Genomic DNA, 8,912 nt, shown 5'->3' on the forward strand with positions numbered 1-8,912 from the left:
ACATTGCGCAGATGACAACGACTCAAACTCGTCGAACACGTGCGTGCACGACAAGAAGTCCGTAATCGGCATCATCCGTGTTCGCTACCGCCTACGTCACGCTCCTACTTCAACGTTCAAAGCTGAGTACTCAGTAAACCTACTGTAGTGACTATTTTACGACGTGTTCCAAAAACCGACTACATTCGAGAGCGTGTCCTCTTGACAGAAGGGACACCGCTCCCCATTGACGACGACTTTAACCAGGTTGTCACACTTGGGCAGCGGTGGACAGACATACTAGTCCTCGTCAGTCAGTGAAAGGATAGTCTGGTGGAGGGTTTCCAGACTGGGACTGTCGTATGCATTTTCCGTGTGCCACATATACTGAACCGTATTCGAGTCGTCGATCGTCACAAGTGCTCGCTTTGGGACGCCTTCGTGATGTTCCCACTCGTCGTAGGCGAGGCCATATTGCTCGGTGACACGGCCTTTCGTATCGCTCAAAAGTGGAAATGCGAGGTCATACTCTTGGATGAATTCCTGGTGGGCATAACAGCCATCGAGCGAGATCCCAAACACGTCAATATCATCGGTGAACGTCAGAAATTCAGAATCCCGGAATGTACACAAAACCTCAGTACAGACGGGACTGAAATCGAACGGGTAGAAGACCAGGACGACAGCCCCCTCAGTCGTGTACTCCTGCAGACGGTACTTCGAAATATCCGTTCCCGCTGTTCCCGGCAACTCAAAATCAGGAGCAGTATCCTGTGTACTAAGCACCATTTTCTGATTATTTTCCACATGCTTGAAATTTATGCTTGGGATTAAAACTCACCAAAATTAGTGTATAGTTTATTGTGGTTATCAACAGAGTAGTATGGAAGGGAGGGGGTACTGAGTGAAATATAAGTAGACTGTATTGACCGATTCTCGACTTGTCTGATAAGTCGTTACTGGTGGGGACACTTCATTTTGGATATATCTAACCGTTGGGCATCCAACTCGTGTCGTCGCTCGTGTGTTCGACGCTCGAACACGTGACTCAGCCAGCGACTCAGCAAATCGACAAAGATCCGTTCAACCTGCGAAAAACTGGTGTCGCGTGGGTCCTGGTTGACAAAACAGACCGTCCCATACACGGTGTTTTCGACCAGCAGTTTGGCACCGATATAACAGCCAATATCCCATTTCTGGTAGGCTGGATCATCTTTCCATCCCTGTTCAGGTGCATTATGGATGGCTAAAATACCGTCCTGTTGGATGGTTTTTCGACAGAATGTTTCGCTCAGGTTGGTGACTGTCCCGGTCTGGACAAACGACGACCCACCCGTTTGCACGATGGTGTGGTGTCCCCGGTCAGCGTCGATATTAACGATATGGCCGTTCTCGACGCCAAGTCGGTCGCATCCTAATTCGAGTAGTTGCTTGACTTTCTCGTTGAGAGAGCGATCTGTGGCAGAGGTGATCTGGTGAAGCTCTCGCCGGAACTGCGCGCTCTGTTTGACCGTCTGTGTGGCTTCCTTGCGAGCGGTCACATCCTGTTGAAAACCGACAAAGTGAGTGACCTCTCCAGCCTCAGTCTCGACAGGTACGATTTTGACGTGGTTCAAGAATTCAGTGCCGTCCTTCCGGTAGTTCCGAAGTTCAACCGAGACTGGTTCTGCGTTATCGATTGCCTGGCAAAGGGTTGCAACATTCGGGAGACGTCTTCTCCCCCTGCAAGAATCGGCAGTTCTGCCCCAGAATCTCGGCTTCCGGATACCCCGTGAGTTCTTCGAATCGGGCGTTCGCATACACAATGGGGTTGTCCTCCTGTCTTGGGTCCGTAATAATCACACCGACCGGTGCTGCGTCGATCGCGCGGGAAATCAGCTCCACGCGTTGACCAGGCACCGTAGTACTGGGGTCGGTTCCATCAGCCATCGAATGCTGATTGTTTGCCCATATTGTTCAACGTATTGGCCTGGATACCTGTGAGAGGTGACCACCCCTCAAAAATGGGAAGCCACTAGATGGGCACAATTTGCCTGCTTATCTCACAGAGACACGGCTCTGTTCCTCCCAGATACGAACTACGTCTGGCAGGCGGCGAAATAACCGGCCAAATTCCTATTCTGCTTGGAAAATAACAGTGGGTTATGAGAACATCTGGAGACAGGCGTATTGGAATCCTCTGTGCTGATGATCAGCCAGTATTCGCTGCGGTTTCCGACCAACTTCGGGATGCAGGGTATACTGTCAAGTTCTTCGATCCGCAATCCGACCTCTCCTCCAGCCACATCACTGATCTTTCGCTACTCGTCAACAAGCAGGTCTTCCCGCACGTCCTCCCCACGCTCAGATATGCTCGTCGAACGGGCATCCCTCTGTGGAACAATCTCCCTGCGACGATCGCGTTTAGTTCGCGGTTGGTCGGATTGAAAGCGCTTGAATCGGTGGGATTTCTCGTTCCGTCGGTAACGTTTGAGAAACCAGAGGGGGAATACGTCGCCAAAGACACCTATATCTGGGATGGCGATCCGGAATTGAACGGAGAGGGGGATTTCTATCAAGACCTAATCCCTACTGAGCCAATTGATTACAAGTACTACGCGGTCAATGATGGCAAACGAGTGCAGACGGCGGGGAGGTGCGTCACCTCGAAGTTACACGGTTCGAAACGATTCCTGAGACGGATACGCGACAGACCGAGGCTTACATCCCGGTTGCGGTACCTCGTCGAACGTGCCAACCTCCATGGGGTCGGTGTCGACTTCGTTAAAGATGACGAGAATCAGTTCTGGGCTGTCGATGTTAATCTCGCCGCGGGCTACCGACACACTGGATTAGAATCCGCCATCTACGAATCGATCGTAACGAGTCTTCCCAGTCAGTGAATCGACGGCGGCCTCCTCCGAACAATACCTAAAGAGAGTCCCCTCTGCCACCGGAATCCGCTCAGTAGAACCTCGATATCGCACATTCAGAACAGCGGTGTCGACGCGTTCATCTTACGGGGGTCAGCAACAACTATCGTCCCATCGGCACGTACGAAGACGTTCCAGTCGCTGTAGGTGAAACAGAGGGCACCCACCGTATCAGATTCTGTGGAAGCCACGAAAGTGTCGATCACGTCTGGATCGATAGTGTCCGCGAGAGCAGGCAGCTTCACCGGATCAGTCACTTCGAAATCGGCGATTATCTCGACAATAGCTACAGAGGGCGATCGGTCATCCGAAGCAACATTTGTCTCCAAAACCGGTGTACACTCATATGACAATGCCAACTGCTGATCCATACCTGTGATATTCAAACAGGTGCCTTAATTGTTGGTATAATTCCAAATGGATAAAAAACGAATTGTGTCGGCCGAATAATAGTCACACCATTCACAATCAACTATGATGAATCTGCGCGCTGAGTGAGCGATTTATCGGATAAGTCGAGAGTGAGTGCCACAGTGGGTTAAAAACCGTCCCGTGCCTGGGGTGGGTCGCAGGCATGGTGGGGTTAATTCGATTGGGAAACGGTGTGTGGGTGGGGTGGGATGGCTACGTCAAGCCGATGCGTCTATGATGCAGACTGACGACTGTATGCGGACCGACGTAGCACTCCGCTGTTTCGAACTCTGGACCTATATACTTTCACTCCAGATATCCTAATTCTTGCAGATTTGCCTGAACTTGCTCGTCAAGGTTACAATCTGCAAGCACGTCACTAGTCACGTCGTGTCTCTCCTCAATTATCTCAAGTAATTGAATGGCAGTTCGAAGTTTGAATTTGTACTCATCATTGTCTGTATCTTCCAATACACCCTCCGTTAATTCGATGGCTCGTCTGATGGCTGTATTTTCCATATGTACTATTTTTCCGAGAAGGCTTATTAACATATCATAGATTCTCAATGAATAGTATAGAACTAAACTCTAGTTTTCATTATAGTTAATACTTGTGATGCTATTCTTCTCCTCCTCAGTTTTTTACTTATTATACACGCTTACCTACCAGTTGATTCAACTAGAAGCCGCTGAAGAATTCGTGGGAACTGTTCTCTGACACACTTTTTCGAGGCTGGAACAGTGACTACTCTAGTCATGCCACCAGAACCAGTATGAGGTTCGGAACAAACACCCATTACTCCTAAGCGAATCAATTCTAATAGGCGATAATCGTTCCTATTTTATGTGATTTTAACTTCACTCTTAGTATGACACGAACTCAGCTTTTAATATCTGCCGAGGAGATTCCACCAGCCACGAGAGAGGCGATGGTCAAACGCGGAATCGAGATTTCCAAAGTGGAAACCCCCGATGACGCACTTGAATTGGAAGAGAGAGAGAATTTGATTGTATTTTGGGTGTTTCTGAGAGTACGGATATTGAGACATTGGTCGCCGAGTTCAGAAACGGATTTCCTGACTGTCCAATCGTTCTCAGTATTGCCGATGGGCCCGAACCCGGTGTAGAGGACAAACTCAAGCCAGGGGTGCTTGATTACGTTCGGCCGACTGACTTACAAGAACATGGGGAAATCGTTGCGCATCGTATTGAAACGGCAATCACTGCGAGTCAGCAGACAACCGATCCAGGCATCGACAGAGAGTCGGCTCAATCGGCCGCACAGGCAGCGAACACGCTAGCAGCAGCAACTGAAGCCACGAGTTCACTCAAACTCGGCCTCGAAGCAAAACTCGATCGGATTCTGACAATTGCCACCGAGGAGATGGGCTTTCCGATCGGATACGCCACACGAATCGAGGATGGGATGCAGGAAATTCTGGCGGCGACGGGGGACCATGACGCAATCCAGCCAGGAGCGACCGACCCACTAGAGCGGACCTATTGTCGACGCACAATCGAGCAGGACCGACCGGTGGTCGTTGAGGATGCGCCCGACGAGGGGTTGGCTGACGACCCAGCGTACCAACACTTTGGGCTTCGCTGTTATGTGGGCGCACCGATCATCGTCGATGGCGAACCATACGGCACACTCTGTCTCGCGGACGAGCAACCACGACAGGGACTGGTGGGAGACCTCCACCAGGCGACTGTCAAGGCACTCGCCAACTGGGTAGGGTACGAAATCGAACGCCAGCACTACGAGACAGCACTGACCGAGCGACGGAACAGACTCCGTGTACTGTTCGACAAAGCGCCCGATGGCATCGTGGTGCACAATGCCGACGGGAGCGTTCTCGATGTCAACGAAACGATTGTCGAAGAACTGGGGTACACTCGCGCGGAGTTACTCTCGATGGATGTCTCGGAGTTCGAGGTTGGGTTCAACCGCGAATTCCTTACCGAGGCCTGGGAGGACATGGACGACGAACTACCGTTGAAAGTTGAAGGACAACATCAGCGGCACGATGGATCAACGTATCCTGTCGAAGTTTGGGTCAGCAAGACCGACAGTACCGATGGCGAGCAATACATCGCCGTCTGCCGTGACGTTACGGAACGAAAAGAACGCGAGCGGGAACTCGAACGCTATGAGGCGTTCGTCCAACATTCCTCGGCAATCGTCACCGAACTCGACGAATCTGGAACGATCACGTATCAGAGTCCTGCCATTGGGCGCGTCCTCGGTTACGAACCCGACGACCTCCTCGGAGAGCATGCGTTCGAGTATATCCACCCTGACGACCAAGAACGGGTCACCGACGCATTCGCTGCCAATATCGACGAACCACGCGCCAAACGGACAATCGAGTTTCGATTCGAGAGCGCGTCCGGAGAGTACCGCTGGCTCCATGCAATCGGTGCCAATCACCTCGACGATCCCGCCGTCGGTGGTGTTGTGGTCAACAGTATCGACGTGACCGATCGCAAGCAGCGCGAGCAGGAACTCGAGCAGTATGAACACCTCTGGAAGCACCTTCCCGTTGGGGTATGCCGTATCGATCCGGCTGGTGATGGTGAATTCCTCGCCGTGAACGAGGCGCTGGTTGATATCGTCGGTGCCGATTCGAAGGCAGATGTGCTTGATCGTTCAGTCGCTGAGTTCTGGACAGACAAAGACGATCGTATGGCATTTCTTGACGATCTCACAGAGAATCCCCGGGTCACGACCGAGCGACGGTTCGAAACGCTGGATGGACAGCAGGTCTGGCTGCGAGTCATCGTCATGTCACATGATAGTGGTCGCTACGTCGACACCGTCGTCGAAGACGTTACTGATCGGCGAGAACGGGAGATACACCTTGAGAAGGCCCAGGAATCCGGGGACATCGGGTGGTGGCGAAAAGATATCCCGTCCGACGAAATCTACTGGTCCGAACGGGTCTACGAGATGTGGGGTGCCGACGGCGATGGCGGACCGGTCGATCACGAGACGTTCATGGAGTACGTCCATCCCGACGACCGGGAGGATGTCGCACAGACATGGGAAGCGGCCAAGGCGGGCGATCCATACGACATTGAACACCGAATTGTCACAGGCGATGGCGAACACCGATGGATGCGCGAGAAGGCTGATATGACCTTCGACGACCGTGGCGACCCTGTCAGTGCGGTCGGCATCGTGCAGGACATTACCGATCGCAAGCAGCGCGAACGGGAACTCGAGCGCTACCGGGCATATCTCGAAAGTGCAAACGATATGGTGACGTTGATCGCGCCTGATGGGACAATCGAGTATGTCAGTCCAGCGGTCGAACGCATCCTGAGGTATACGCAGGCGGAGTTGATCGGAGAAAACGGCTTCGAGTATCTCCACTCTAACGACCGAGACGACCAACGCGAGAATATCGACACTCTCATCGACGAGTCAGACGGCGAAATGACACTGGAGTTTCGCTTCGAGTGTGCCGAGGGTGGCTATTGCTGGATCGAGGCCACGGCACGAAACCTCCTCGATAATCCAGATGTCGACGGGATTCTCCTGAGTAGCCGGGACATTACCGACCGGAAAGAACACGAACAGCAACTCTCGGCACTCCACGGTGCGACCCGACAGCTCATCGATGCCGATTCGAAAGCAGCCGTCGCCAAAACTGCTGTCGAGGCGGCGAGCACGTTGCTTGACTTTACCTTACCGTCAGTCTGGTATCCCAGTGACGACGGGTCGGAGCTGGCTCTCGTGGCAAACTCCCAGGAACACCAGGCGCTGCTTGAGGAGGCCGGCACACCGGACCCAGCTCATCCCGAGGAGAGCTGGATATGGGACGTGGTTGAGGAGCATGAGACTGTCGTCAAAAGCCCGATCCCACAGGAAGAGCTGGCGGCTGATGTCCCCCTCCAGTCGACGATTGTGCTTCCACTGGGCGAACACGGGGTTTTCGCCTGTGCAGCCAAGGGCGAAGTCGATTTCACCGAGCGCCAGATTCGCGTGGCAGAAATCCTCGCCCGGAACGCACGTGTCGCGCTCGACCAACTCGATCAGCGGGCAGCCCTCGAACGACAGAAAGCATTCACTGACGATTTGCTGGATGCAATCGAAGACGTCGTCTATGTCATCGATCCTGATGGCGATCTGCGCCAGTGGAACGATGCGCTCGAGCAGGTGACTGGGTATACGTCCGCTGAGATTTCGTCGATGAACGCCGTCGATTTCTTCGCTGGCAAGGATCGTGACGCCGCTGCCGACGCGGTGCGCGAGGCATTCGAAACCGGACGGACACGTGTCGAACTGGAGTTTGTCACCAGTGACGGTGAGGCTATCCCGTACGAATTCATGGCGAATGTGTTCGAGGATCCCGACGGGCAGCCGGTCATGGCCGGGATCGGGCGTGACCGAACGGTCCACGTCGAGTACGAACAGGAACTCGAACGCTACAAGGAACTCATCGACAATGTACCAGCGGGGATTTATCGGAATACTCCTGGCGAAGCGGGCGAATTCGTCGAAGTCAACCCGGCGATGGTCGAGATATTCGATGCCGACTCCACAGAAGAACTCCTAGACATTCCTGTCCGCGACCTGTACACCGACCCCGACGCGCGGCAGTCATTTTCCGACGCCATCCTTGAGGAGGGGATCGTCAAGGAAAAAGAGATGCAACTCGAAACACTCGACGGCCAGACCTTCTGGGGATCGGTCACGGCGATGCAATTCGAGGCAGCAGACGAGACATACCTCGATGGCGTCGTCCAAGACATCACTGAACGCGTCGAATACGAACAACGGCTCGAGGAACAGAGGGACAATCTCGATATTCTCAACCAGATGGTTCGCCACGACATTCGCAACGACCTCCAACTGATCATCGCGTACGCCGAGATGATCGAGGATGAACTGGAGGGCAAACACAAGGAGTACGTCGAGATTGTCCTCGAGAACGCTGAGAACGCGGTCGGTCTCACGAAAACAGCACGTGATCTCGCGGAAGCGATGCTCCACGAAGAAACGGACGTCAAATCGGTCCCACTCAAGCGCACACTCGAAACCCAGATTGAGGAGATTCGGACCGCCAACGAGGAAGTCGTCGTGACAGTCTGCGATCCGATTCCGTCCGAGCAAATCTATGCCGACGGGATGCTCGATTCGGTGTTCCGGAATCTGCTGACGAATGCTGTGGCACACAACGACAAGGATGTCCCGGAGATCGAGATTCATGTAGAGGAAGCTGACGAGCACGTCCTGATCGAGATTGCCGATAACGGGCCAGGCGTCCCCGACGAGCAAAAAGAGGAAATCTTCGGTAAAGGGGCAAAGGGACTCGAAAGCGAAGGAACCGGGATGGGTCTCTATCTGGTTCACACGCTCGTCGATTCGGCAGCTGCGTCGCCGAGTCCATAATTTCTTCTTGCGAAATCTCTATCCACGCTTGCTACAACTGACACCGCTTTCAACGACAGATCCCCCGAAAAGAAAGTAGAGAGATCATCCGTCTTTAGTTAGACCTCACACCTCGGTTGCGTAGCGGTAGCGAGCGTCTCTTGCAGTATCGGTCGTTGCTGATGGATTTTCTGTGCGTCCTCGATCAGCCGTTCTAACAACGGTGGCGGCGA

7 protein-coding genes are annotated in these 8,912 nt (G+C 53.3%); 2 read left to right on the top strand and 5 right to left on the bottom strand.

Annotated features, from left to right (window positions below):
* Nucleotides 1–279: 279 nt before the first annotated feature.
* The 3 genes from WDJ60_RS18545 to WDJ60_RS18555 all read right to left on the bottom strand — a co-directional run bounded on the left by WDJ60_RS18545 (nt 280) and on the right by WDJ60_RS18555 (nt 1,908).
* Nucleotides 280–768, bottom strand: a complete 489-nt coding sequence (locus tag WDJ60_RS18545; RefSeq protein WP_340102249.1) for a redoxin domain-containing protein — start codon at nt 766–768, stop codon at nt 280–282.
* Between the two features lie 167 nt (nt 769–935).
* Nucleotides 936–1,745 carry a GAF domain-containing protein gene (locus tag WDJ60_RS18550; RefSeq protein WP_340102261.1) on the bottom strand — a complete coding sequence of 270 codons (810 nt, stop codon included), beginning with the start codon at nt 1,743–1,745 and terminating at the stop codon, nt 936–938.
* Nucleotides 1,651–1,908 (bottom strand): PAS domain-containing protein, encoded by a 258-nt coding sequence (locus WDJ60_RS18555; protein WP_340102251.1) that lies wholly within the window; start codon nt 1,906–1,908, stop codon nt 1,651–1,653. Before WDJ60_RS18555 ends, WDJ60_RS18550 begins: the two co-directional genes overlap by 95 nt.
* 215 nt (nt 1,909–2,123) lie before the next feature.
* Here WDJ60_RS18555 and WDJ60_RS18560 point away from each other — a divergent pair, with 215 nt between their 5' ends.
* Complete coding sequence (locus tag WDJ60_RS18560) at nt 2,124–2,861, top strand: hypothetical protein (protein ID WP_340102253.1); 738 nt, start codon at nt 2,124–2,126, stop codon at nt 2,859–2,861.
* A gap of 86 nt (nt 2,862–2,947) precedes the next feature.
* Here WDJ60_RS18560 and WDJ60_RS18565 read toward each other — a convergent pair whose 3' ends face one another.
* Nucleotides 2,948–3,262, bottom strand: coding sequence for a HalOD1 output domain-containing protein (locus WDJ60_RS18565; protein WP_340102255.1), 315 nt, complete (start codon nt 3,260–3,262; stop codon nt 2,948–2,950).
* Between the two features lie 346 nt (nt 3,263–3,608).
* On the bottom strand, nt 3,609–3,821 hold the full coding sequence (locus WDJ60_RS18570) for a hypothetical protein (RefSeq protein ID WP_340102257.1): 213 nt from the start codon (nt 3,819–3,821) through the stop codon (nt 3,609–3,611).
* Nucleotides 3,822–4,350: 529 nt separating this feature from the next.
* On the opposite strand from WDJ60_RS18570, the gene WDJ60_RS18575 reads away from it, so the two are divergent.
* Entirely contained in the window at nt 4,351–8,700 is a 4,350-nt protein-coding gene (locus WDJ60_RS18575; RefSeq protein ID WP_340102259.1) for a PAS domain S-box protein, read from the top strand.
* The last annotated feature ends 212 nt before the right edge of the window (nt 8,701–8,912 follow it).

The organism is Salinibaculum salinum, assembly GCF_037645885.1.
Taxonomy (GTDB): domain Archaea; phylum Halobacteriota; class Halobacteria; order Halobacteriales; family Haloarculaceae; genus Salinibaculum; species Salinibaculum salinum.

Coding starts and splice junctions, on each gene's coding strand:
- WDJ60_RS18555 (WP_340102251.1), bottom strand. CDS start 1,908: ATGGCTGATGGAACCGACCCCAGTACTACGGTGCCTGGTCAACGCGTG.
- WDJ60_RS18565 (WP_340102255.1), bottom strand. CDS start 3,262: ATGGATCAGCAGTTGGCATTGTCATATGAGTGTACACCGGTTTTGGAG.
- WDJ60_RS18570 (WP_340102257.1), bottom strand. CDS start 3,821: ATGGAAAATACAGCCATCAGACGAGCCATCGAATTAACGGAGGGTGTA.
- WDJ60_RS18560 (WP_340102253.1), top strand. CDS start 2,124: ATGAGAACATCTGGAGACAGGCGTATTGGAATCCTCTGTGCTGATGAT.
- WDJ60_RS18545 (WP_340102249.1), bottom strand. CDS start 768: ATGGTGCTTAGTACACAGGATACTGCTCCTGATTTTGAGTTGCCGGGA.